A 24,277-nucleotide genomic window follows, 5' to 3' on the forward strand; every position below is an offset into this window, starting at 1 on the left:
CATCTTACGTTTAGCCATTTCACAACTTCGTGAATACGCTAGGTTGGCTAGTAGGCGGGGGTGCTACGGCCGCACGCCCCGGAGAGCCACTACATTCTCAGTGGAGCCGTGGGCGTCGCGGTCGAGCCGCCCCACGACCCCGGGATTGGGGGATGGCGTGAGCAGCACGGGCCTGGCGGTGGCGTTCGCCGCCGGTGCCGCGAGCCTGCACGCCCTCGCCGCCCTGGGCATGGTCGCCCAGCGCCGCTGGTGGTATCCCACCGCACTCACCATCGCCGCCTCCGGCCTGCACGTGTGCGCGCTGCACTTCGGCCCGCTGACGCTGGTGCAGCCATTGGGCGTGCTCAGCCTGGCGTTCGCGCTGGTGCTCTCGTGGGCGCTGACGCGGCGACGGGTCACCCCGCGCGAGTGGCGCGGCATGGCGCTGTGCATGGCCGGCCTGGCCGCACTACTGCTGCTGGCCGCGCCGACACGGCCGCGGAGCGAGCTGACCTCCACGCAGATCCTCCTCCTGACGCTCGGGGTCGTCGGGCTCATCGCGGTGACCCTCGCCGCCGCCTCCCGGCTCCCCCTGCGACCGGTCAGACGCAGCCTGCTGTTCGCGCTCGCCGCCGGCACGACGTTCGGCGTCTCGTCGGCACTGACCCAGACGGTCACCATCCGGGTCAGCGACTCGGGCATGTCCGCTGCCCTCCAGCCGGCCAGCGCCGTCGTGCTGGTGCTGGCGGCCACCGGCCTGCTGCTGGCCCGGCGGGCCTACCGCGGCGGCCTCGGCGCCCCGCTGGCGACCGCGACCATCGTCAACCCGGTGGCCGCCTCGGCCATCGGCATCGGGCTGCTCGGCGAGCGGTTCACCGGCGGGCCGTTCGAGGTGACACTGTCGGTGGCCGCCGCGTTGGCCGCCGCCACCGGGGTCGTGCTGCTGGCCCGCGGCAGCCGGGCGCCGGTCACTCGCTCGACGCGGCCCGAGCAGGTTCCGGTGACGTCGTGAGCGCGGCCTGGTGGGCTCGCCACCGCAGCGCCAGCGTGTCGACCTGCGAGTTCAGGAACCGGTAGAACTCGCGCGTCTCGCCGACCCGCCGGCGACCGGCCCCCGGCGTCAGGGCTCGCAGGCCGTTGGTGAGCAGCACGTCGATGTGGCGGAACATGGACTCCTGCCGCCCGATGATGGTCGACCAGACGTCGTCGCTGTAGATGCGGTAGTGGTCGGAACGGTCGCCCGGGACGCGGTCGCGCACCAGGATGCCCATGTCGATCAGCGGCCGCACCGCCCCCGAGATGGCCGCCGCACTGACCTGCAGGCCGTCGGCGAGCTCTGACGCCGTGTGGGTCTCGGCGTCGGAGGCCAGCACGTAGGCGAACACCCGGGCCGGCATCCGCTGCATGCCGGCGTCGTTCAACACCATGGCGAACTGTTCGACGAACCGGCTGCGCGCGCGCTCCTGGTCCTCGCTGGACACCGTCCCACCCCCTTGTTGTGTTCCGACCATAACGGACTTAAGTCAATTCACAAAACTGTGAAGAGTGTGTAGTGTCGAAACCATGACTACTGCGATCGACGTCGCCGGGGTCGTCAAGACCTTCGGGACGGTCCGTGCCCTCGACGGGCTCGACCTGCGGGTCTCCACCGGCGAGGTCCATGGTTTCCTCGGCCCCAACGGAGCCGGCAAGTCGACGACGATCCGAGTGCTGCTGGGGCTGCTGCGTGCCGACTCCGGCACCGCGCGGCTGCTCGGCGGCGACCCCTGGGACGACGCCGTCGCGCTGCACCGGCGGCTGGCGTACGTCCCGGGCGACGTGAACCTCTGGCCCAACCTCACCGGCGGCGAGGCCATCGACCTGCTCGGCCGGCTCCGTGGCGGCGTCGACGAGAAGCGCCGTCAGGATCTCCTCGAGCGGTTCGACCTCGACCCGACGAAGAAGGGCCGCACCTACTCCAAGGGCAACCGGCAGAAGGTCGCGCTGGTCGCGGCGCTGGCCTCCGACGTCGAGCTGCTCATCCTCGACGAGCCCACCTCGGGCCTCGACCCGCTGATGGAGGCGGTGTTCCAGGACTGCATCGACGAGTGGAAGGACGACGGCAAGACGGTGCTGCTGTCCAGCCACATCCTGGCCGAGGTCGAGAAGCTGTGCGACCGCGTCAGCATCATCCGCACCGGCAAGATCGTCGAGAGCGGCACGCTGGCCGAGTTGCGCCACCTCACCCGCACCGCCATCGCCGCCGAGACGCAGCGGCCGGTCACCGGGCTCGACCAGCTCCCGGGCATCCACGACCTCGTCGCCGAGGGCAACCGCGTCACGTTCAGTGTCGACACCGCCCAGCTCGACGGCGCCGTCAAGCACCTCACACCGGCCGGCATCCTGACGCTCACCAGCCAGCCACCGACGCTCGAGGAGCTGTTCCTGCGCCACTACGGCGACGAGCTCGCCGCCGAGGGCGTCGCGACCGAGGCAGGTGCCCCGTCGTGAGCATCACGACCGCCGAGCCACGGCACCGCGACCACGCCGCCCAGCGGGGGCAGGGCGGCACCACGCTCACCGGCACCGCGACGATGATCCGGTTCATCCTGCGCCGCGACCGCGTCCGCCTGCCCATCTGGATCGGCGCCATCGTCCTCGGAGTCGTCGGCAGCCTGCCGGCGTTCCCCGAGACCTACCCGACGGCGGCCGACCGCCAGGCCCGGGCCAACCTGCTCGACAACCCGGCCACCATCGCGCTGACCGGCCCGGCGTACGGCCGCGACGACTACACGTTCGGCGCCATGACGGCCAACGAGCTGCTCGGCTTCGTCGCCATCGCCATGGCGCTCATGAGCATCCTGCTCATGGTCCGGCACACGCGCGCCGAGGAAGAGACCGGCCGCACCGAGCTGCTGCGCGCCGGCGTCCTCGGCCGGCAGGCCACCACCACCGCCGCGTTCGTCGTCGTCGGCGCCGCCAATGTGCTGATCGGCCTGCTGCTCGCGGTGCTGATGCCGGCCACGCTCAGCGAACTGCCCGCGTCCAGCTCGCTGCTCTTCGCCGCCGCGGTCGCCTCCGTCGGCCTGGTCTTCACCGGCATCGGTGCTCTGACGGCACAGGTCACCGAGCATGCCCGGGCCGCGACCGGGCTCGGCGCCGCCGCCTTGGGCGTCGCCTTCGCGCTGCGGGCCATCGGCGACGTCGGCAACGACTGGCTGTCGTGGCTGTCGCCCATCGGCTGGGCGCAGCGCACCCAGGTCTACGTCGACGACCGCTGGTGGCCGCTGCTGCTGTCGCTGGGGCTGACGGTGCTGCTGGTCGCGCTGGCGTTCGCCACCACCAGCCGGCGCGACGTCGGCGCCGGGCTGGTGCAGCCGAGCCCGGGCAGCCCACGGGCCGGCGCGCTGCTGTCGTCGCCGCTGGGTCTCGCGATCCGCCTGCAGCGCGGTGGCCTCATCGGCTGGGCCGTCGGCCTGCTGGTGTTCGGGCTCGCCTACGGCGGCCTCGCCTCGTCGATCGAGGAGTTCGTCTCCGACAACTCGACGATCCAGGACTTCCTGGCCGACTCCGACAGCCTGGTCGACGGCTTCATGGCCATCGTGGTGCTGATGATGGCCCTGCTCGCGGCGGCATACGGGCTGACGTCCGTGCTGCGGCTGCGCAGCGAGGAGACCGCCGGGCGGGCCGAACCGGTGCTGGCCACGGCGGTCTCGCGGACCCGGTTCGCCGCCGGTCACCTGATCGTCGCGATGGGCGGCAGCCTGGTACTCCTGCTGGCCGGCGGGCTCGGCCTGGGCATCACGGCGGCCATCGCTCTCGACGACGGCAGCATCGTCGGCCGGCTGTTCGGCGCCGCGCTGGCGCATGCCGTCGGCGTGTGGCTGGTCATCGCCGTGGTCGTCGCGTTGTTCGGGTGGGCCCCCCAGTTGGTGCACCTCGGCTGGGTGGTCCTGACCTACGGCGTCGTGGTCGGCCTGCTGGGCGGATTCTTCCAGTTCCCCGACTGGGTGACGAAGATCTCGCCCTTCGACGCCGCATCTAGTCTTCCAGGAGGAGACCTCAGCACGGTAGCGGTTGTCATAATGGGTGTGCTAGCGGTCGCCTTCGTTTGGATCGGTCTGCTCGGCTTCCGCCGGCGTGACCTCACGACGACCTGAACCGGCTACTGGGGGATATCAGGGTGGCACATCCATCAGTCGTGGATGAGCCGGAGCGGGACACCCCCGCGCCGGCCGGTCCGCGTACCCCGACCGAACTCATCCGACGAGCGTTACGGCACATCCGCACGCCGCGGCGCCCCATCCTCATCGTCGAGCTCGGCATCCTCGCCGCGGCCTACGGCGTGTACTCGATGATCCGCAACAACGTGCCCGACGACCAAGCGCGCGCCGTCGCCAACAGCGTGCGCATCTGGAGCACCGAGCAAGACCTGCACATCGACTTCGAGCTCTGGCTGAACCACACCGTGCATGCCGTCCAGTGGCTGACCGTCACGGTCAACTACTTCTACGTGTTCATGCACTTCGCGGTCACCGGAGCGGTGCTGGTCTGGCTGTTCGTCCGCCACCCCGGCCGCTACCGCGCGGCCCGCACGGTGCTGGCGTTCACCACCGGGCTGGCGCTGTTCGGGTACTACCTGTTCCCGCTGGCGCCGCCGCGGCTGCTGCCCAGCGGCGGGTTCTTCGACACCGTCGCCATCCACGACACCGTGGGCGCGCTGACGTCCGGCGACCTACAGGGCCTGTCGAACCAGTACGCGGCCATGCCGTCGATGCACGCCGGCTGGTCGCTGTGGTGCGGCATCGCGCTGATCATGTTCGCGCGGCACAAATGGCTGCGTGTCCTGGGCGTGCTGTACCCGCTCGCGACGGTGCTGGTCATCACGGCCACCGGCAACCACTACGTGCTCGACGCCGTCGGCGGCTACCTCACGCTCGCGGCCGGGTTCGGTCTGCAGCGGCTGCTGCACGGGCGCTCCGTCCATGCCTTCAAGCAGCACGTGCCGGCGGTTCCGTAGGCTCTGGGAGTATGGGCGACTGGGAGGGCGTGCGGCTGCACGTCGTCACTGGGAAGGGTGGCACCGGCAAGACGACCGTGGCGGGGGCGCTCGCCATGGCGCTGGCGTCCGGCGGGCGGCGGGTGCTGATCGCCGAGGTCGAGGAGCGGCAGGGTCTCGCCCAGCTGTTCGACGTCCCGCCGCTGGCCTACGAGGAGCAGCGGGTGGCCTCCGCACCCGGCGGCGGCGAGGTGTACGCACTGGCCATCGACGCACGTGAGGCCATGCACGAGTACCTCGCGATGTTCTACCGGCTCGGCCGGGCGGGGCGCGCGCTGGACAAACTCGGCTTCGTCGACTTCGCCACCACCATCGCCCCCGGCCTGCGCGACGTCCTGCTCACGGGCAAGGCGTACGAGGCGACCCGGCGGCGCACGGGCGACCGGTACGCCTACGACGCCGTCGTGCTCGACGCGCCGCCGACCGGCCGGGTGGTCCGCTTCCTCGACGTCACCACCTCGGTGTCGTCGCTGGCCCGGGTCGGCCCGATCAACCGTCAGGCCAACTCCATCACCGACCTCATCCACAGCCCGCGCACGGCCGTGCACGTCGTGACGCTGCTCGAGGACATGCCGGTCCAGGAGACCACTGACGCAGTCGCGGCCCTGCAGGCCGCCCAGATCCCGGTGGGTGCCGTCATCGTCAACCAGGTCCGGCCGCCGCACCTCGCGAGCCGGTCGCTGCCCGCCGCCCGGCGCGGCCGGCTCGACCACGACGAGGTGCTCGCCGGGCTGCGCGCGGCCGGGCTGCCCGCGTCCGACGGCGTCGTCGAGCTGCTCACGAGCGAGGCCGCCGACCACGCCGAGCGGACCGCGCTGGAGACGGCCCAGCGGGCGCTCGTCGACGACCTCGGCCGTCCGGTGTACGAGCTGCCCCGAGTCGCCGACGGCATCGACCCGACCGCCCTCTACGAACTGGCCGACGCGCTGGCCGAGCAGGGTGCCGTGTGAACCCCGGACCACGGGCCGCGAAGCCCGCCCACTTCGACGTCGACCGCCTCATCGACGACCGCCGCATCCGCATCGTCGTCACCTGCGGCTCCGGCGGCGTCGGCAAGACCACCACGGCGGCGGCCATCGCGCTGCGGGCGGCCGAGCGGGGCCGCAAGGCCGTCGTGCTGACCATCGACCCGGCCCGGCGGCTGGCGCAGTCGATGGGGCTGTCCGAGCTCGACAACACCCCCCGCGCCGTCAAGGGCGTCGACGGCGACGCCGGCGGCAGCCTCGACGCGATGATGCTCGACATGAAGCGCACGTTCGACGAGGTGGTCGAGGACCACACCACGCCCGACCGCGCCAAGCAGATCCTCGCCAACCCCTTCTACCAGGCGCTGTCGTCGTCGTTCGCGGGGACGCAGGAGTACATGGCGATGGAGAAGCTGGGCCAGTTGCGGGCCCGCTCCGACTGGGACCTCATCGTCGTCGACACCCCGCCGGCGCGGTCGGCACTGGACTTCCTCGACGCGCCCGAGCGGCTCGGCTCCTTCCTCGACGGACGGCTGATCCGGCTGCTCGGCGGCACGGCGCGGGCCGGCGGGAGGACGTACCTCAAGGTGCTGCACGCCGGCTTCAACGTGGTGACGTCGGCGCTCACCAAGGTCCTCGGCGGCGAGCTGCTCAAGGACGTCTCCACGTTCGTCAACGCCCTCGACACCATGTTCGGCGGCTTCCGCGAGCGGGCGGAGCAGACGTACGCCCTGCTCAAGCGCCCCGAGACCGCCTTCATCGTCGTCGCGGCCCCCGAGCACGACGCCCTGCGCGAGGCCTCCTACTTCGTCGACCGCCTCGGCCGCGACGCGATGCCGCTGGCCGGGCTGGTGCTCAACCGGGTGCACGCCTCCGAGGCCGCGAGCATCGGCGCGGAACAGGCGGTCGCCGCGGCCGAGCGGCTGGAGTCGTCCGGGTCGCACGCGCTGACCGCGGCGCTGCTGCGCCTGCACTCCGACCGCCTCAAGCTGGCCGCCCGCGACGAGCGGATCGGCGAACGGTTCAGCGCGGCCCACCCCGAGGTGCCGGTCACCCGCATCCCGGCCCTCGCCGGCGACGTCCACGACCTCGACGGCCTCCGCCAGATCGGCGGCCTCTTCCACGCCGGCTGAGTGTGCTCACGGCGACTCAGGCAGCGCTTCTGTACCGCGCCATACCCCCGCGGCGACCAGGACGAGCAGAGCAAGCAGGCTCCAGTCCCGAAGCGCCTTCCAGCGGTCGACGCGCCTCTGCGTGTCTGGCATCACCCAGGCCCTCGTGGGGCGCAGGGTCAGCCCAGGCCCTGCCCAGCCCGCGTGACATGGCCCTCGTGGGGCGCGGGGTCAGCGCCGGACCTGCGTCGCACCGCCCCGCTCACGGGTCGCTACCGCGCTGGCAGGACCTCGCCGGGTAGCACCGCGCCCGGCGAGAAGCCGTCGCGCCAGCCGTCCTCGCCGCCGCCCTCCTCGTCGCCTTCCTCGTTGCCGAAGACCGGCGGTTCCTCGAGGGGCGGGCCGACGGTGAAGTCGTCGGTGGGCTCCTCCGGCTCGCCGTTGCTCACCGTGAGGGAGATATTCGAACCTGAGGCGACCTCTGCGCCAGCACCGGGATCGGTGTTGACGACGAGGCCCTCCTGTAAGTCCGAATTCACCTCCCCCGCGACGGCGGCGCCGAAGCCGGCGTCCTCGAGCGTGCGGATGGCGTCCTCGGAGCTCATGCCCCGGACGTCGGGAACAGCGACGGTGATGCCACGGATGGTCTCGGGGTCGGGCGCGGTGAACGCGACCTCCTCGGCGCCGTCGTGCGCCTGGTCCATCATCTGCTTCCAGATGGGGCCGGGGATACACCCACCACAGGCCTCGCCGATGCGCTCGCCGTTGTAGGTGCGGCCGTCGAGCGATTCCTGCGGCGCCTCGACGTCGGCGACGGCCACGGCGGTGGAGAGCTGCGGCGTGTAGCCGACGAACCAGACCGCGATGGCGCCGTTGGTGGTACCGGTCTTGCCGGCCGCGGGGCGGCCGTCGTCGAGGCGCATGCGGTTTCCGGTGGCGCCCGGGTTGTCGATGACGCCCTGCAGGACGGAGTTGACGGCGTCGGCGACCGCCGGCTCGACGACCTTCTCGCAGGTCGGCTGGGTGTGGTCGACGAGGACGTTGCCCGCGGCGTCGGTGACCCGCACGACCGACGTGGTCGGGCAGTGCAGGCCGCGGTTGGCGAACATCGCGTAGCCCGCGGCCATGGACAGCGGCGACACCTCGTTGGCGCCGAGGGTGAACGACGGCACCTGGCGCAGCGGCTGAATCTGGCCGTCCTCGTCGAGGTCGGCGCGCATGACGCCGGCGCCCTGCGCGATGGTGGCCGGCTCGCACAGCCCGGTGCGCTGCTCGAGCTGGGCGAAGAAGGTGTTGACCGAGCGCTCCGTGCCGGTGCGCAGGTTGAACGAGCCGCTGCCCGTGGAGTTCTTCGGCGACCACGTCTCGCTGCTGCGGATGCGGCCGTCGCAGGTGCTGAAGGAGTTGACCCGCAGGTTGACCTGCTGCGGCGCGTTGATCGACGTGTTGAGCGGGATGCCCTGGCTGATGGCGGCCGCGAGCACGAACGCCTTGAACGTCGACCCGGACTGGATGCCGGCGCCACCGCCCATGCTCTGGTCGACGGCGTAGTTGAGGTTGCTGACGCCTTCACCCTCGACGCCGTAGTCGCGGGAGTTGGCCATGGCCCGGATGTAGCCGTTGTTGGGCTGCACCGTGGCCAGCGAGCCGATGACGGAGTCTCGGGGCGCGACACGGTCGGAGACGGCTGCCTGCGCCGCCTGCTGCGACGCCCGGCTGATGGTGGTCTCGACCCGCAGTCCACCACGCAGCAGCATCGCCTCGCGATCCGCCCGGGTCTCGCCGAGCTCCGGCATGGTGAGCAGCTCGCGCCGTACGTAGTCGCAGAAGTAGCCGGCGTAGGCGTTGACGCAGCCGTTCGGCGTCGGAGTCGGGTTCAGGCCGAGCTCGGTCTGCCGGGCCTCGGCGGCCAGCTGCTCGGTGATGCGGCCGGTGGCGGCCATGCGGTTGAGCACGACGTTGCGGCGGCCGAGCGCGGCCTCGGGGTCCTTGGTGGGGTCGTAGGCGTCGGGCCGCTGGACGATGCCGGCCAGCAGCGACGCCTGCTGCAGCGTCAGCTCGGCGGCCGACGTGGAGAAGTAGGTGCGGGCGGCCGCCTCGACGCCGTAGGCGCCGGAGCCGAAGTAGGCGATGTTGAGGTAGCGCTGGAGGATCTCGTCTTTGCTCAGCTCCTGCTCGACCTGGACGGCCATGCGCAGTTCCTCGAGCTTGCGGCGGTAGCCCTCGGTGCCGGTGCTGGCCAGGACGTCCTGGACCTCGTCCGGACTGGTGGCCTGCGAGACGCGCACCTGCTTCACGTACTGCTGGGTGAGGGTGGAGCCACCGCCCTGGGTCTCGCCGGCCTCGACGTTGCGCAGGAACGCGCGCAGCGTGCCCTGGATGTCGATGGGGCCGCGCTCGTAGAAGCGGTCGTCCTCGATGGCGAGGATGGCGTCCTTCATGACCGGCGCGATCGCATCGAGGCCGACCTCGATGCGGTTCTCCTGGAAGAACGTGGCCAACTGCTGGCCGTTGGCGTCGTAGAGGTACGACGTCTGGGCCATGGGGCCTGGCTCGAGGTCGGCGGGCAGCTCCGCGAACGTGTCGGCGCTCTCGCGGGCGGTGAGCCCCAGGCCCGCGACGACGGGCAGGGCTAAGCCAGCGAGTAGGACGCCGCACAGCGCGGCGACACCCGCGACCAGGAGGACACGGCGTACCGTGGCTACGACGGCGGAGGGACGTATCGCCATGGACGGCAAGCTTACGTGCTTATGCCACACTGGCAGTAACCGAGACACGGCGAGCCGACAATTAACAGATGTTCGGGACCGCCGCCATCGTCCAACCGGCTGATAGTAGTTTCGGTCAATCAGGGTCTGTTCATGACCCTCGTGTTTGCATAGCGTCACGTCATCGGGGTGAACTAGAGAGGGTTTGGTGTGTTCACCGAGTTGACGGGGGTGACAGCCGGATGACGTGGATCGATGACTGGACCAGCTTGGCGGCATGCCGCAGTGCTGAGCCAGACGAACTGTTCGTCCAGGGCGCAGCACAGAATCGAGCCAAGGCCGTGTGCCTCGGCTGCCCGGTGCGCACCGAGTGCCTGGCAGATGCATTGGACAACCGCACCGAGTTCGGTATCTGGGGTGGCATGACGGAGCGGGAGCGACGTGCCCTCCTCCGCCGCCGTCCCGAGGTCGACTCCTGGCGTGGGCTGCTCGAGGCCGCTCGCGACGAGTACACGATCAAAGCCGGCTGACACCTTTCAGGACGCTGAGGCCCCGGGCACTGAGCCCGGGGCCAGCGTGTTTTCAGGCCCGGTAGTCGCCGACGAGTCTCCGGTGCCACCACGCGCCGGTGTCGTGGCGCTCCCGGCGGTCGGTGAACCGGTACCGGTAGAGCCGCGCCCGTACGTGCGCGGGGGGCAGGTGCGGGAACGGGTTGCGCCGCAGCAGCGCCACGACGTCCGGGTCGTTGTCGCGCAGCTTCTCCAGCAGCACCGGGAACCACGGGTGCGCGTAGCCCGGTGAGATCGCGGCGAACCACATCAGCCAGTCCAGCCGCAGGTGGTACGGCGCCACCTGCCGCGGGCGGCGGCGCACGTCGCCCGGCTTGCCCCGGAACTCGTACTCCTGCCAGACGGTGTCCGGGCGCAGCACCTGGTCGGCGGTCCCCTCGATGACGACCTCGTGCCGCATCCGGGTGACGCTGCCGAACGCCCCGTACGTGTTCACCAGCAGCAACGGGTTGAAGCTGGTGTTCATCACCTGCCGGCTGGAGACCAGGTTGCGCACCGGCCAGTAGCTCAGCACCGTCAGCACGCCGGTGAGAGCGACGACGACGGCCGCGTACCAGGCGGGCAGGCCGGACAGTGCGGCCGGCGGGTCCACCGGGAGCAACGCCGCCCACAGGCCGCCACCCACCGCCGTCGTCGCCACCACCATCGTCAGCACGTTGAGCCAGGCGAAGTTGCCGCTGAGCACCAGCCACCCCTGCGTCACGAGGACGACGACGGCGGCGACGGTGCGCACGGGCTGCGGCGCGAAGAGCAGGTACGGGACGACCAGCTGCGTCATGTGGTTCGCGGCCGCCTCCGCCCGGTGCGCCCATCGCGGCAACCGGTGGAACCACCAGCTCAGCGGGTTCGGCATCGGCTGCGTCTCGTGGTGGTAGTACAGGCACGTCAGGTCGCGCCAGCAGCGGTCGCCGCGCAGCTTGATCAGCCCGGCGCCGAACTCCAGCCGGAACAGCACCCACCACAGCGCGACCAGCACCAGCAGCGGCGGCGGCATCGCCGCGGGCCCGAGGAAGATCGCCAGGAACCCCACCTCGCACAGCAGCGACTCCCAGCCGAAGCCGTACCAGACCTGCCCGACCTGCACGATCGACAGGTACAGCGCCCACGGCACCGCCCAGACCAGCAGGTTCGCCCAGACCGGCAGGTCGTCGGCCAGGCCCAGCACCAGACCGGCCGACCACAGCACACCCAGCCACGCCACGGCCGCGAAGAAGCGGTCGGAGTAGTGCAGCTGGAACAGGCTCGGCGCGCGGCGGAACGGCACCCGCGCCACGTACCGCGGGACAGGCGTCAGGCCGCGCTCGCCGATCAACCCCTTGAACTGACGGACCGCGCCGAGGAACGCCAGCAGGTAGACGCCGGCCAGCGCCCGCTGGAACACCAGCCGGCTCAGCCAGTAGCCCTCGGCGGAGAACCAGTCCATGCACGCGCCTCCGCCCGTAGGGTGCCCGGCGACCGGCTGATCAAACCCCTGGCAGCATGGACCGGGTGGCCGACCTCGACTTCGCGGGCGCGCTGGTCTACGCGATCCCGCTGCGCACCCGATTCCGCGGCATCACTGTCCGCGAGGGCATGCTGATCGAAGGGCCGGCCGGCTGGGGCGAGTTCTGCCCGTTCGCCGACTACGACGACGCCGAGTCCGTGTCGTGGCTGCTGGCGGCCGTCGAGCAGGCGACGCGGCCGCCGCCGGCGCCGGTGCGCGACCGGATCCCGGTCAACTGCACCGTCCCCGCGGTCGGGCCGGAACGGGCGCACGCGATCGTCGCGGCGTCCGGTTGCACGACGGCGAAGGTCAAGGTCGCCGACCATGCCGACGCGCTGACCGAGGACCTGGCCCGGGTCGAGGCGGTCCGTGCGGCGCTCGGTCCGGCGGGACGGGTCCGGGTCGACGCCAACGCCGTCTGGGACGTCGACACGGCGGTGCGGTCGTTGCGGCTGCTGGACCGGGCGGCGGGTGGGCTGGAGTACGCCGAGCAGCCCTGCCCGACGCTGGAGGACCTGGCGGCGGTGCGGCGGGCGGTCGATGTCCCGATCGCGGCCGACGAGTCGATCCGCCGCGCCGACGATCCGCTCCGCGTCGCCGTCGCGGGCGCCGCCGACGTCGCCGTCATCAAGGGGACGCCGCTGGGCGGGGTGCGGCGGGCGCTGCGGGTGGCGGAGGCGGCCGGTCTGCCGTGCGTCGTGTCGTCGGCCCTGGAGACCAGCGTCGGACTGGCCGGTCAGCTGGCGCTCGCGGCCGCGTTGCCGGAGCTGCCGTACGCCTGCGGGCTGGGGACCCTCTCGCTGTTCACCGGCGACCTCGTCGGCGACGACGCCGGCCTGCGGCCCGTGGGCGGGGCGCTCCCCGTCCCCGCCGCTCCTCCGGCCCCGGACCCGGCGAAGCTGGCCGAGTTCCGGCTGGCGGACGCCGGTCGCGAGGCGTGGTGGCGCGACCGCCTCACCCGCGTCCACGCCCTCGCCCACCCCCACCTCCCGCGTTGATCTTGGAGTTGTTCGGCATCCGTAGGTGAAATGTCCGATAGATGGCCGAACAACTCCAAGATCAACGCGGGAGGTGGGGTGGCGGCGGGTCAGGCGCCGAGGGCGGCGTGGCCCTGGCCGAAGAAGCAGGCCGGGTCGTAGGCGGCCTTCACCGAGCGGAGCCGGGCGTAGTCGGCCGGGGCGTAGGCGGCAGCGGTACGGGTGGTGTCGGCGAGGAAGTTGAGGAACGCGCCGCCGATGCCGTGCGGCCGCAGCGGGTCGACGAACTCCGGAGCCGGGGTGTCGAGGATGACGCTGAACGGCACGCCGCGGTGGCTGACCGGACCGGCGTCGGGGCCGGGGCGGGCGGTCGCGCCGCCGTAGTGCCGGATCTCGACCGCGGAGCCGCCCTCGGCCGCCGCGACCACGGTGTCCACGACCTCGTCGCCGAGAACCGGGAAGAAGTCGAAGTAGCGGGCCGGGGTGCCGCCCATCGCGGCGTCGGCGTAGTCCATGCTCCGGTAGCCGTCGACCAGCGCCGGCCCGGCGGCCAGCCGCAGCGGGCGGAGCAGCCGCTCGGCGTCGTCGGCGCGGCCGGTGTAGAGGGCCTTGATGCCGAGCGCACGGCGGCCGCGCAGCTCAGCGGGCACCGACTCGACGTCGGGGATGCGCGAGAGCATGACCGCGCTGCTCATCTCGTCCGGCGCGGCCGCGGCCCAGTCGCGGTAGACCCGCAGCGCGTTCGCGGCGTTGTCCACGTCGAACCAGGAGATGCCGCCGTAGACCTGCGCGACCGGGTAGACCCGGAACTCCAGCGAGGTGACGACGCCGAAGCCGCCGCCACCGCCGCGGATCGCCCAGAACAGGTCCGGGTGCCGGTCTGCGCTGACGGTGAGCAGCGTGCCGTCCGCGGTCACGATGTCGGCCGAGAGGACGCTGTCCGCGGCGAAGCCGTGCTTGCGGGCCAGCCAGCCCATGCCGCCGCCGAGCGTGTACCCGGTGACGCCCACCGCCGGCGACGAGCCGGACAGCGGCGCCAGCCCGTACGGACGGGTCGCGGCGAGGACGTCGCCCCACACGGTGCCGGGCCGGACGCGGACGACCTGCCGGATCGGGTCGACGAACACGGCCGACATCGCCGTCGTCTTGAGCAGCAGCCCGCCGTCGTTGGGGACGTACGTGCCGTGGCCGGTCGCCTGGACGGAGAACGGCAGATCGTGCTCGCGGGCCACCCGCACCGCGGCCTGCACGTCAGCGGTCGACCGCGCCTCGACGACGAGTTCCGGCCGCGGGTCGAGCGTCGGCAGCAGCGGCTTGCGGTGCTGGTCGTACCCGGCGTCGCCCGGCTCGTGGACGGTGCCGGCGATGGCGCCGCGCAGGGCGGTGGCGGCGGAGGTCTGCAGGTGCTGGATCGTGATCGTCATCGTGTCTCCTTCGGGCGGTCTCACCCGGTACGTCGATGCGCGGAACCCGTTCTCGACATCCGCGGCGGAACTTTTTTCTGCGATGACTTCACGATCGCCGCGGGAGGCGGGCCCGGACATCCGTGCCGAGCACGGATCGACCACGGAAAGCACTCAGTGGGCGGTGGGTGCGCCCAGGTCGGCGAGGGCGCGGGTGCCGCGGGACCGGTGGTCGCCGCCGGCCAGCAGCAGGCTGCGTGCCCACTGGTACCGGCAGGCGGCGGCATCGAGGGTCTCGGCGGCCGCGAGCACGCCGTCGCGGTCATCGGCGGCCAGCGCGGCGGCCCGGTCGACGACGGCGGCGGCCACGACGTTGTCGGTGGTGAACGGCCGGGCGCGGCCGATCCGCTCACCGGCGTCGGGCAGGCCGGCCAGCACCCCCGCCTCGGCCCAGGCCGCCGTGTACCAGGGCCGCCAGATCAGCTCGAACCAGCTGCGGAACTCCTCCGGCGGCCGCTGCAGGACGGCGACCGCGTCGGCCGGCCGGTCCAGGTGCAGCGCCTCGAGAGCGGCGAAGAAGCTCTCGACGGAGCGCTGGTCGTGCGGGCGCCGCTCGGCGGCGCCCACGCCCGCCTCGACGTCGCGCCAGACGGCCTGCGCGGCGGCATCGCCCCGTGCGCCGTGTACCGCGCCGAGCGCGGCGGCGACCCGGCGCAGCGACGGGATGCGCGGCCGGCCGGCCCGCTCCCAGCTCTCGCGGAACAGCTCGCCGACGGCGACCGCCTCGGTCCAGTCGCCGCTCAGCACCTCGACGACGATCAGCCGGGCGGCGCCGACGTGCGAGACCTCGCGCTGCGACGGCAGGTCGCGCAGCCGCTCGGCGGCCTGGCGGGCCTGCCGGAGGTCGCCGGCCGCGATGGCCGACTCCGCAGCCATCCCGTAGGCGTCGGACAGCTCGAAACCCTGCTCCGGGGCCGGTGGACCGGCCAGCAGCGCGGTGCGCCGCAGCGCACTCTCCAGCGCGGCCCGTGCCTCGCCGAGCGCCAGCCGCAGCCCGGTGAGCTGGTCGAGGGCAGCGCTCTCGACGACCGGGTCGCCGCTCTCACGGGCCAGCTCGATGGCGCGCTCGGTGACGGCGACGGTGGCCGGCTCGTCGTCGGTGGCGGCGAACGCCTCGGCGACGGCGCAGCGGGCTCGGGCGCCGAGATGGTCGCCGGCCAGGTGCCGCGCGGTGGCGAGCCACTCGGCCGCGGCCGCGGCCGGTGGGACCTCGGCCAGGATGCCCGCCGAGCGGTGCACCAGCTCGGCCGCGTGGGCGTACTGGTGAGCGGCGAGGACGGGGTCGCCGGCGCGCTCCGCCGCCTCGGCCGCGGCGAGGTGCAGCCGCAACGCGTCGTCCCCGGCCAGCCGGGCCCGTGCCGATCCGGCGGCGAGCCGCAGTTGGGCGGCCTTGCCCGCGTCGTCCGGTGCGAGACCGGCGGCCTGCTCGAACCGGCGCTGCGCCTCGGCCAGCAGGCCGCGACCGTGGCAGAGCCGGCCCAGCAACGACGCCGCCTCCGCCGCGGTGGGAGAGGGCGTCGCCGGAGGCGGGGCCGACGAGGCGGCGGCCCGGGCGAGGGCGGCGCGGAGGTCGTCAGCGAGGAGGTCGAAGCGGCCGCGCCAGTCCGGGACGGCCGGGTCGGCCGCCAGCAGCGCCGTCCCCTCCGCCACACACCAGCGCAGGTGAGCGGCGTGGACGTCGGCGGTCTCGCCGGACGCGCCCAGCAGCTCCGCGCCGTACTGCCGGATGGTCTCCAGCGCCTGGTACCGCGTCCCGTCGCCGCTCGCGACCGGCACCAGCAGGCTGTCGTCCGCCAGCGCGGGCAGTACTCCGGACGCCGCCAGCCCGGTGACCACCGCGGCCGCGTCGGCGCGGAACGGCGCCGCGAACACCGACACCCGCCGCAGCACCGTCCGTCCCTCGTCGTCGAGGAGGTCGTGGCTCCAGTCCAGCGCCGAGCGCAGCGATCCGTGCCGCCCGCCGCCGCGTCGCGCACCGTCCAGGAGCCGGAGCCGGTCGCCCAGTCCGCTCTCCAGCCCGTCCAGCCCGACGGCCGGGAGCCGGGCGGCGGCCAGCTCGATCGCCAGCGGGCTGCCGTCGAGCGCGGCACAGATCGCCGCGACCCGCTCGGCCGACCCCTCGGGCACGACGGCTCCGGCCGCGCGAGACCGCTCGACGAACAGGGCGTCGGCATCGGCGCCGAGACCGCCGACCGGCACCACCCACTCGAACGGCAGCAGCAGCCGTGACCGGCTGGTGGCCAGCACCGTCAGCCCCGGCGCGGCGGCCAGCAGCGGCTCCACGAACCCGGCGACGCCGTCGAGCACGTGCTCGCAGTTGTCCAGCACCAGCAGCGCCGACCGCCCGCGCGCCCAACCGGCCACCGTCTCCGATGCGCCCCGGCCCGGCTGCTCTCCCAGGCCCAGCGCCGTCGCCACCGCGGCGGGGACGGCGTCGTCGTCGGGCACCGGGACGAGGTCGGCGTACCAGACGCCGCCGTCGAAGCGGTCCGAGACGTCGGCCGCGACGGCGAGCGCCAGCCGGGTCTTGCCGACCCCGCCGGGACCGACCGCCACGACCAGGCGCTGCGAAGTGACGGCGGTCAGCAGCGCGGCGCGCTCGGTGTCGCGCCCGACGAACGAGGTCAGCGGCGCGGGCAGGTCGGGCGCGGCCGGCCCGGCCGAGACCACGGACGGCGCCAGCGCGGCGAGCGCTCGCCGGTCGCTCGCGCCGAACTTGCGCAGCAGCGCGGACACGTGGCTCTCGACGGTGCGGACGGAGATCACGAACCGGGCGGCGATCTCGGCGTTCGTCAGATGCTCGCCGAGCGCCGCGAGCACCTCGGCCTCGCGCGCCGAGATCTCCGGAACCACCACCCGCACATTGTGGCCCAGGCACCTTCTAAGGTGCTGGCCATGACGCCGCGCCCCGACATCGACCTCGTCGTCTTCGACATCCTCGGGACGATGGTCGACGAACCCGGTGGCATCCGGCGGGCCATCCGCTCGTCACTCCCGGACGCCGACGACGCGGCGGCCGCCGACCGCTGGCTGCTGCACGTCGACGTGCAGCAGCAGGACATCCTCGCGGGCCGCCGGCCCTTCGCCGCCAGCACCGTCATCGACGGCGAGGCGGCCGCCCTGGTCGCGGCCGACGTGGCCGGCGAGCTCGCCACCGCCGCGCGGCGACTGGAGCCGTGGCCCGATTCCGTCGCGGCGCTGGACCGGATCGCCGCGCGCTTCCCCGTCGTCGGCCTCTCCAACGCCAGTGCCGCCGCGCTCACCCGCATCAGCGCGCACGCGGGGCTGCGCTGGCACCAGCTGCTCTCGGCGGAGCAGGCCCGGACGTACAAGCCCGCCGCCGAGGTCTACCGGCTCGCGATCGACAACGCCGGCTGCCCGCCGGAACGCCTGCTCATGGTCGCCGCGCACGCCTGGGACCTGCGCGGCGCGCAGGCGGCCGGCATGCGCACGGCCTACGTCGAGCGTCCGGTCGGCGACCCGCCCGCTCCGGAGGACGCCTTCGACCTGACCGCGACCGGCCTCGACGACCTCGCCACCCAGCTCGGCTGCTAGATGAGTGAGTCCGAATGGTGGTGAGGACGGCAGGTCGGGAGTCGATGGCGGGACGGACGGGTCCGCCGCACGGGTAGCTGTCGCGTCGGCGCCACGGCGTGACGATGTGACCCGGCCCTTCGTCGTTGATGACGATTGACAGCGCCATGAACTGCCGTGCCGTGCCCGGGGCAGGTGATCAGGCTCGAACCGGGTGCGCCGGGGGCTGAGGGGCGGCGATCCCACACCGCACGCCGGGCCGGCCGACGCCACCGGCGCGATCAGAACCGCGAAACCGCCGAAGAACCCCTTCGGACTCACTCATCCAGAGGATCAGTCCGATTGATCTCTCGTGGTGGTGAGCGAGGAGAAAGTGTTTGTTCGGCACGCTGGTCTCCCAGGTGCCTCCACCGGAGGCGGGGCCATGAGGCGTCCTGGTGCATCACGAGGCATGCATGCCTGGTGGAGCGGGAGAACGCCTGGTGTTGTACGCGATCGTTGATGATCATCGTGGTCCACCAGCACGCTGCTGCCCCACCATCGACAGTCGGGCCACTCATTTACGGCGTGGTCGTGCTCTCGCGGGTGATCAGGCTGGTGGCCAGCTCGATCCGCAGCGGCCGATCGGTGCCGGGTGGGTCGAGGACGGTGCGGATCGCGATGCGGGCCATCTCCATCAGCGGCTGGCGCACCGTGGTGAGCGCCGGCGACACCCACTCGCACAGCGCGACGTCGTCGAAGCCGACGACGCTGAGCTGGTCGGGAATCCGCAGCCCGCGCCGGTGCGCCTCGGCGTAGACGCCGGTGGCCTGCAGGTCCGACCCCGCGAAGACGGCGGTCGGCGGTTCGGGGAGGTCCAGCAGCGCCCGCGCCTGGACCGCCCCGCCGCCGGGGCGGAAGTCGCCGTAACGGACGAGGGCGTCGTCGGCCGGCAGCCCGGCCCGGCCGAGCGCCGCGCGGTACCCCTCGACCCGCTGCTGGCTGCAGACCAGCTCCGGCGGCCCGGTGATGACGCCGATGCGCCGGTGCCCGAGCCCGATCAGGTGCTCGGTGGCGGCGAGCGCACCGGCCCAGTTCGTCACACCGACGGTCGGGATGGCGGGATCGAACCCGCCGACCGGGTCGACCAGCACGAACGGGATGCCGGCCGCCGTGAGCCGGCGCGCGCCCCCGGCCGGCAGCGGCGCCAGCGCGAGCAGGACGCCGTCGGAGCGGCGGGCGGTGACGCGGTCGACCCAGCTGGCGTCGTCGCGGCCCTCGGTGGAGGTGACGACGACGGCGGCGCCGGCGCGGCGCGCCTCCTGCTCGGCTCCGCGCAGCACGTCCATCGACCACGGCGTGTTCAGCTCGGAGATGACGAGGTCGATGAGGCCGGTGCGCTCCTCGACGCGGGTGCCGCGGCGCTCGTAGCCGCGGGCGTCGAGCAGATCCTGGACGCGCGCGCGGGTGGCCGGCGCGACCTCCGTCCGGCCGTTGAGCACCTTGCTGACCGTGGCCTCCGAGACACCGGCCTCGCGGGCGATCTCCGCGATCGTCACCCGGGTGTTCGTCACGGCGCCGGCCTGCCCGAGACCCGCAGCCGGACGTCGTCGCGGGCGTCGACCAGCCACGACATCGCCTCGACGCCCTCGACGACCGGGTTGGCCAGCTCGCCCACGCCGCCGATCTCGATGCGGACGACGTCGCCGGAGCGCAGCGTCCACGGCGCCGCCGGCACCAGGCAGGTGCCGGTCGACAGCACGGCGCCGTCGGGGAAGGCGTCGGCGCGCACGAGGAACGAGACCAGCTCGTCGAACCGGCGGCGCAGCTGGCTCGTGCTCGCCGTTCCCGACCAGTCGTCCGCGCCGTCGCGCTCGATGCGCATCGACACCGGCAACGCGTACGGGTCGGGCACCTCCCACGCCGGCCGGACGCCCGGGCCGACGGCGCACGCGCCGAGGTAGGCCTTGGCCTGTGGCAGGTAGAGCGGGTTCTCGCCCTCGATGGTGCGCGAGGAGACGTCGTTGCAGACGGTGTACCCGGCGATCTCGCCGTGGGCGGTGACGACGACCGCGACCTCGGGCTCCGGCACGTCGATGCGGGAGTCGGCGCGGACGGCGATGGGCTCGCCGTCGCCGACCACCCGCCAGGCGACGGACTTGAAGAACAGCTCCGGGCGCTCGGCGTCGTAGACCAGCTCGTAGACCGACGCGGCCCGTTCGCTCTCCTCGACCCGTGCCTCCTCGGACACCTTGTACGTGACGCCGCAGGCCCAGACCTCGGTGGCGGCGTCGACGGGCGGCAGCAGCGAGACGTCTGCCACGGGGAACGACGGCCCCGACGCGCCCTCGACCGCCGTGCGCAGTTCGGCCAGCGGCAGCCGCCACAACGACCCGAGCGACGCGACCCCGTCCAGCGTCGTGACGGTGTCGCCGTCGAGGACGCCGACACTCGCGGCGGGGGACGTCGGGGTGGCGAATCTGACCAGCAGCACGTGGGGCTCCGTCCGGACGGGGTTCAGTGGGACTCGCGGGGCACGGCGGCGCCGCGAGAGCCGACGAGGAAGTCGAAGTCGGCGCCACGGTCGGCCTGCAGCACGTGCTGGGTGTACAGCCAGCCGTAACCGCTGCCGTGCGCCGGCTCCGGCGGCTTCCACGTGGCGCGCCGCCGCTCCAGCTCGTCGTCGTCGACGTCCAGGGTGAGCGTACGTGCGGCGACGTCGAGCGTGACGGTGTCGCCGGTGCGGACGAACGCCAGCGGCCCGCCGACCGCGGACTCGGGCGCCACGTGCAGCACGACGGTGCCGTACCCGGTGCCACTCATGCGCCCGTCGCAGACGCGCACCATGTCGGTGACGCCGGCGCGCAGCAGCTTCGTCGGGATCGGCACGTTGGCCACCTCGGGCATGCCCGGGTAGCCACGCGGGCCGGCGCCACGGATGACGATGACATCGTCGGCCGCGACATCGAGCGCGGGATCGTCGCAGACCTCGTGATACGCCTCCGGGGTGTCGAACACGACGGCCCGCCCGGTGTGCCGCAGCAGCTCGGGCGAGGCGGCCGACTGCTTGACCACGGCGCCGCCCGGCGCGAGGTTGCCGCGCAGCACCGCGGTGCCGGACCCGGCCGGCTGCAACGGCTCGCCCAGCGGCCGGATCACCTCGCGGTTCCAGCACCGCGCCGCCGCGACGTTCGCCCCGATGGACCGCCCGGTGACGGTGAGCGCGTCGCCGTCCAGCAGCCCCGCCTCGGCGAGGTCGCGCAGCACCACCGGCAGCCCACCGGCGTAACAGAAGTCCTCCATCAGGAACCGCCCGGACGGCATCAGGTCGACCACCGTGGGCACCGGCCGGGCCAGCTCGTCGAAATCGTCCAGCGACAGCTCCACCCCCAGCCGCCCCGCGATGGCCAGCAGGTGGATGATCGCGTTCGTCGACCCGCCGATGGCCGCGTTGGCCCGGATCGCGTTGGCGAACGCCGCACGCGTCATGATCGCGCTCGGCCGCAGGTCGTCCTCGACCAGCGCGACGATGCGCCGGCCGGCCTCCTGCGCCACCTCGAACCGGCGCATGTCGACCGCCGGCCACGTCGCGGATCCCGGCAACTGCATGCCCAGCGCCTCGGCCACGCACGCCATCGTCGACGCCGTCCCCATCGTCATGCAGTGCCCGCTGGACCGGGCCATGCAACCCTCGGCCTCGAAGACCTCGTCCTGGGTCATCCGGCCGGCCTTGAGATCCTCCTCGAACTTCCACACGTGCGTGCCCGAGCCGACGTCCTGGCCGCGGAACTTGCCGTTGAGCATCGGCCCGCCGGTGACCATGACCGCCGGCAGATCGACGCTGGCCGCGCCCATCAGCAGACCCGGCGTGGTCTTGTCACACCCCGACAGCAACACCACCCCGTCGAGCGGGTTGGCCCGGATCAGCTCCTCGGCCTGCATGGCCAGCAGGTTCCGGTAGAACATCGCCGTCGGCCGGATCAGCGTCTCGCCGGTCGCCATCACCGGGAACTCCAACGGGAACCCACCGGCCTGCCAGACGCCGCGCTTCACCGCCTCGGCGACCCGGTTCAGGTGCGCGTTGCACGGCGCCAGCTCCGACCACGTCGACGCGATGCCGATGACCGGCCGCCCGTCGAACACCTCGGCGCCGAAGCCCTGATTGCGCATCCAGGAGCGGTAGATCATGCCGGACCGGCCGGCCGCGCCGAACCAGGCCCGGCTACGGCGAATGTCGTCGTGCGTCACGAATCACTCCAACGGCCGAAAGTTTCGGAACAGCCACCGTAACGAGCGTCACAGTCTCACGTCAATGGCGACACATCAACCCACGTCCGACCCTTGCGGCCCGCTCGACACGGGCCTAGTGTGGCGACGTATCTCAAGAAACTTTCGGCTGGAGGCCGCGCGCATGAACGACTACACCCCCACCCGTGAGGACAGGTTCTCCTTCGGCCTCTGGACGGTCGGCTGGGAGGGCGTGGACGTCTTCGGCGGCGCCGTCCGGCCGCGGCTCGACCCCGCGGTCGCCGTGCACAAGCTCGCCGAGCTGGGCGCCTACGGCATCACGTTCCACGACAACGACGTCATCCCGTTCGGCGCGTCGCCGTCCGAGCGCGACGCCGCGCTGAAGCCGTTCCGCGCGGCCCTCGACGAGACCGGCCTGCAGGTCCCGATGGTCACCACGAACCTGTTCTCGCACCCGGTCTTCCGCGACGGCGGGTTCACCAACAACGACCGCGACGTGCGCCGCTTCGCCATCCGCAAGGCCGCCGACCAGCTCGACCTCGGCGCCGAGCTGGGCGCCAAGGTGTTCGTCGCCTGGGGCGGCCGCGAAGGCGCGGAGTCGGGCGCGGCGAAGGACGTCAGGGCCGCGCTGGACCGCTACAAGGAGGCGTTCGACCTCCTCGGCCAGTACATCCTCGACCGCGGCTACGACATGAAGGTGGCCATCGAGCCGAAGCCGAACGAGCCGCGCGGCGACATCCTGCTGCCGACCATCGGCCACGCCATCGCGTTCATCAACGAGCTCGAGCACCCCGAGCTGGTCGGCCTCAACCCCGAGGTGGGGCACGAGGAGATGGCGTCGATGAACTACGCGCACGGCATCGCCCAGGCGCTCTGGCACGGCAAGCTCTTCCACATCGACCTCAACGGCCAGACCGGCCCGCGCTACGACCAGGACTTCCGGTTCGGCGCCGGCAACGCGCGCGGCGCCTTCTGGACCGTCGACGTCATCGAGTCCGGCGGCTACGACGGCCCGCGCCACTTCGACTTCAAGCCGCCGCGCACCGAGGACCTCGACGGCGTCTGGGCGTCGGCCGCGGGCTGCATGCGCAACTACCTGATCCTGCTCGAGAAGACCGCCGCGTTCCGCGCCGACCCGGAGGTCCAGGAGGCACTGGCCGCGGCCCGGCTGGACCAGCTCGCCACGCCGACCGCGGCGCCCGGCGAGACCGTCGACTCCCTGCGGGCCGACGAGTTCGACCCCGAGGAGGCGGCGCAGCGCGGCATGGCGTTCGAGCGGCTCGACCAGCTGGCGCTGGACTATCTGTACGGCGTGCGCTGAGATCGGTGGGGTGAGCTGGTTCCTGCTCGGCGCTCCGTGGGACTGTTCGGCGTCCCGCCGGGGTGAGGCCGCGGCGCCGGCCGCGCTGCGGGCGGCCGGGCTGGCGGAGCTGGTCGAGGCCGATCTGGGCGACGCCGGCACCGTCATCGAGGGCGCGACGCGCGACCCGGAGACCGGGGTGCTGGCGTTGCCCGCGACGGTGGCGGCGGCGCGCGCCCTGACGGCGTCCCTGGTCGCCGCGCTGCGGGACCGGCCAGGGTCACGGCCGCTGGTCGCGGGCGGCGACTGCAGCCTGCTGCTCGGCGTGGTCCCGGCGCTGCTGGCGGTCGCCGGCCCGGTGGGGCTGTGGTTCGCCGACGGCCACCCGGACTACCTCGACGGCGCGGCGTCCGACACCGGCGAGACCGCCGACATGGAACTCGCGATCCTCACCGGCGACGGCGCGCCGGCGCTGGTGTCGCTGGGCGGGACGGTCCCGATGGTCGAGCCCTCCGCCGTCGTTCTGCTCGGGCACCGGACCACCGGTCTGGACCCGGGCTCCGCGGCCGAGGTCGACCGGCTACCCGCGGCGCTGCACCGCATCGCCGCGCCGGAGCTGCTGGCCGATCCCGCGGCGGCCGGGCGCGGCGCACGCGACCTGCTCGACGACGCGGGCGGCACGGCCGGCGGCTGGCTGCACGTCGACCTCGACGTGCTCGATCCGTCGGCGCTGCCGGCGGTGTCGTACCCGCAGGCGGGCGGGCCGACGTGGGAGCAGCTGGCCGCGGCGCTGGCCCCGCTGGCGGCGTCGCCGCGGCTCCTCGGCGTCAGCGTCGCCGACTTCCGCGCCGATCTCGACCCGTCCGGTGAATACGCCGAACGCATCGTGGAGCTGCTGCGCGGGATCGTACGATGAGCGCGC

19 protein-coding genes are annotated in these 24,277 nt (G+C 73.0%); 11 read left to right on the forward strand and 8 right to left on the reverse strand.

The features are described from left to right. Positions 1-157 precede the first annotated feature (157 nt). On the forward strand, positions 158-991 hold the full coding sequence (locus DZA62_RS11980; protein ID WP_116949145.1) for a DMT family transporter: 834 nt from the start codon (positions 158-160) through the stop codon (positions 989-991). Here DZA62_RS11980 and DZA62_RS11985 read toward each other — a convergent pair. Continuing rightward, positions 948-1,460, reverse strand: a complete 513-nt coding sequence (locus DZA62_RS11985; protein ID WP_198663670.1) for a GbsR/MarR family transcriptional regulator — start codon at positions 1,458-1,460, stop codon at positions 948-950. The genes DZA62_RS11980 and DZA62_RS11985 overlap by 44 nt on opposite strands. An 82-nt stretch (positions 1,461-1,542) precedes the next feature. On the opposite strand from DZA62_RS11985, the gene DZA62_RS11990 reads away from it, so the two are divergent. The 5 genes from DZA62_RS11990 to DZA62_RS12010 are packed head-to-tail and all read left to right on the forward strand — an operon-like array spanning position 1,543 to position 7,115. After that, positions 1,543-2,469 carry an ABC transporter ATP-binding protein gene (locus DZA62_RS11990; RefSeq protein ID WP_116949147.1) on the forward strand — a complete coding sequence of 309 codons (927 nt, stop codon included), beginning with the start codon at positions 1,543-1,545 and terminating at the stop codon, positions 2,467-2,469. Beyond that, positions 2,466-4,118 (forward strand): ABC transporter permease, encoded by a 1,653-nt coding sequence (locus DZA62_RS11995; RefSeq protein WP_116949148.1) that lies wholly within the window; start codon positions 2,466-2,468, stop codon positions 4,116-4,118. The genes DZA62_RS11990 and DZA62_RS11995 overlap by 4 nt, the downstream gene beginning before the upstream one ends. A 41-nt stretch (positions 4,119-4,159) precedes the next feature. Then, complete coding sequence (locus tag DZA62_RS12000; protein ID WP_198663671.1) at positions 4,160-4,978, forward strand: phosphatase PAP2 family protein; 819 nt, start codon at positions 4,160-4,162, stop codon at positions 4,976-4,978. An 11-nt stretch (positions 4,979-4,989) separates the two neighbouring features. Beyond that, complete coding sequence (locus DZA62_RS12005; RefSeq protein WP_116949149.1) at positions 4,990-5,967, forward strand: ArsA-related P-loop ATPase; 978 nt, start codon at positions 4,990-4,992, stop codon at positions 5,965-5,967. Next, entirely contained in the window at positions 5,964-7,115 is a 1,152-nt protein-coding gene (locus tag DZA62_RS12010) for an ArsA family ATPase (RefSeq protein WP_116949150.1), read from the forward strand. Before DZA62_RS12005 ends, DZA62_RS12010 begins: the two co-directional genes overlap by 4 nt. 251 nt (positions 7,116-7,366) lie before the next feature. On the opposite strand, the gene DZA62_RS12015 is transcribed toward DZA62_RS12010, so the two are convergent. Further along, positions 7,367-9,823 (reverse strand): transglycosylase domain-containing protein, encoded by a 2,457-nt coding sequence (locus DZA62_RS12015; protein WP_198663672.1) that lies wholly within the window; start codon positions 9,821-9,823, stop codon positions 7,367-7,369. Positions 9,824-10,044: 221 nt separating this feature from the next. Between DZA62_RS12015 and DZA62_RS12020 the strand changes: the two genes are divergently transcribed. Then, positions 10,045-10,332, forward strand: a complete 288-nt coding sequence (locus tag DZA62_RS12020; RefSeq protein WP_116949152.1) for a WhiB family transcriptional regulator — start codon at positions 10,045-10,047, stop codon at positions 10,330-10,332. Between the two features lie 52 nt (positions 10,333-10,384). On the opposite strand, the gene DZA62_RS12025 is transcribed toward DZA62_RS12020, so the two are convergent. Then, the gene (locus DZA62_RS12025) at positions 10,385-11,794 is read right to left on the reverse strand and encodes a lipase maturation factor family protein (RefSeq protein ID WP_116949153.1); all 1,410 of its coding nucleotides are present in this window, start codon (positions 11,792-11,794) and stop codon (positions 10,385-10,387) included. 56 nt (positions 11,795-11,850) lie between these two features. On the opposite strand from DZA62_RS12025, the gene DZA62_RS12030 reads away from it, so the two are divergent. Then, positions 11,851-12,852, forward strand: a complete 1,002-nt coding sequence (locus DZA62_RS12030; RefSeq protein ID WP_116949154.1) for an o-succinylbenzoate synthase — start codon at positions 11,851-11,853, stop codon at positions 12,850-12,852. Positions 12,853-12,941: 89 nt separating this feature from the next. On the opposite strand, the gene DZA62_RS12035 is transcribed toward DZA62_RS12030, so the two are convergent. Together DZA62_RS12035 and DZA62_RS12040 are read right to left on the reverse strand one after the other, a co-directional pair. After that, entirely contained in the window at positions 12,942-14,255 is a 1,314-nt protein-coding gene (locus DZA62_RS12035; RefSeq protein ID WP_116949155.1) for an FAD-binding oxidoreductase, read from the reverse strand. Between the two features lie 153 nt (positions 14,256-14,408). Continuing rightward, positions 14,409-17,150: an ATP-binding protein gene (locus DZA62_RS12040; protein WP_116949156.1), complete on the reverse strand. Its 2,742-nt coding sequence runs from the start codon at positions 17,148-17,150 to the stop codon at positions 14,409-14,411. A 39-nt stretch (positions 17,151-17,189) separates the two neighbouring features. Between DZA62_RS12040 and DZA62_RS12045 the strand changes: the two genes are divergently transcribed. Continuing rightward, positions 17,190-17,849: a haloacid dehalogenase type II gene (locus tag DZA62_RS12045; protein WP_116949157.1), complete on the forward strand. Its 660-nt coding sequence runs from the start codon at positions 17,190-17,192 to the stop codon at positions 17,847-17,849. Positions 17,850-18,388: 539 nt separating this feature from the next. Here DZA62_RS12045 and DZA62_RS12050 read toward each other — a convergent pair. Genes DZA62_RS12050 through DZA62_RS12060 form a run of 3 tightly spaced genes read right to left on the reverse strand, consistent with a single transcriptional unit; the run spans position 18,389 to position 22,055 of the window. Beyond that, entirely contained in the window at positions 18,389-19,381 is a 993-nt protein-coding gene (locus DZA62_RS12050; protein ID WP_116949158.1) for a LacI family DNA-binding transcriptional regulator, read from the reverse strand. After that, the gene (locus DZA62_RS12055) at positions 19,378-20,301 is read right to left on the reverse strand and encodes a fumarylacetoacetate hydrolase family protein (protein ID WP_116949159.1); all 924 of its coding nucleotides are present in this window, start codon (positions 20,299-20,301) and stop codon (positions 19,378-19,380) included. Before DZA62_RS12055 ends, DZA62_RS12050 begins: the two co-directional genes overlap by 4 nt. Positions 20,302-20,324: 23 nt before the next feature. Continuing rightward, the gene (locus tag DZA62_RS12060) at positions 20,325-22,055 is read right to left on the reverse strand and encodes an IlvD/Edd family dehydratase (RefSeq protein WP_116949160.1); all 1,731 of its coding nucleotides are present in this window, start codon (positions 22,053-22,055) and stop codon (positions 20,325-20,327) included. A gap of 163 nt (positions 22,056-22,218) precedes the next feature. Between DZA62_RS12060 and xylA the strand changes: the two genes are divergently transcribed. Together xylA and DZA62_RS12070 are read left to right on the forward strand one after the other, a co-directional pair. Beyond that, on the forward strand, positions 22,219-23,376 hold the full coding sequence (xylA, locus tag DZA62_RS12065; RefSeq protein WP_116949161.1) for a xylose isomerase: 1,158 nt from the start codon (positions 22,219-22,221) through the stop codon (positions 23,374-23,376). A 10-nt stretch (positions 23,377-23,386) separates the two neighbouring features. Beyond that, on the forward strand, positions 23,387-24,271 hold the full coding sequence (locus DZA62_RS12070) for an arginase family protein (protein WP_198663673.1): 885 nt from the start codon (positions 23,387-23,389) through the stop codon (positions 24,269-24,271). Positions 24,272-24,277: the final 6 nt, after the last annotated feature.

It is taken from the genome of Jiangella endophytica, assembly GCF_003427025.1.
GTDB classification, from domain to species: Bacteria; Actinomycetota; Actinomycetes; order Jiangellales; family Jiangellaceae; genus Jiangella; species Jiangella endophytica.

Excerpts from the sequence above, each read along its gene's own strand:
- DZA62_RS11990 (WP_116949147.1), top strand. The coding sequence starts at position 1,543 with ATGACTACTGCGATCGACGTCGCCGGGGTCGTCAAGACCTTCGGGACG.
- DZA62_RS12005 (WP_116949149.1), top strand. The coding sequence starts at position 4,990 with ATGGGCGACTGGGAGGGCGTGCGGCTGCACGTCGTCACTGGGAAGGGT.
- DZA62_RS12015 (WP_198663672.1), bottom strand. The coding sequence starts at position 9,823 with ATGGCGATACGTCCCTCCGCCGTCGTAGCCACGGTACGCCGTGTCCTC.
- DZA62_RS12020 (WP_116949152.1), top strand. The coding sequence starts at position 10,045 with ATGACGTGGATCGATGACTGGACCAGCTTGGCGGCATGCCGCAGTGCT.
- DZA62_RS12025 (WP_116949153.1), bottom strand. The coding sequence starts at position 11,794 with ATGGACTGGTTCTCCGCCGAGGGCTACTGGCTGAGCCGGCTGGTGTTC.
- DZA62_RS12030 (WP_116949154.1), top strand. The coding sequence starts at position 11,851 with ATGGACCGGGTGGCCGACCTCGACTTCGCGGGCGCGCTGGTCTACGCG.
- DZA62_RS12035 (WP_116949155.1), bottom strand. The coding sequence starts at position 14,255 with ATGACGATCACGATCCAGCACCTGCAGACCTCCGCCGCCACCGCCCTG.
- DZA62_RS12045 (WP_116949157.1), top strand. The coding sequence starts at position 17,190 with ATGACGCCGCGCCCCGACATCGACCTCGTCGTCTTCGACATCCTCGGG.
- xylA (WP_116949161.1), top strand. The coding sequence starts at position 22,219 with ATGAACGACTACACCCCCACCCGTGAGGACAGGTTCTCCTTCGGCCTC.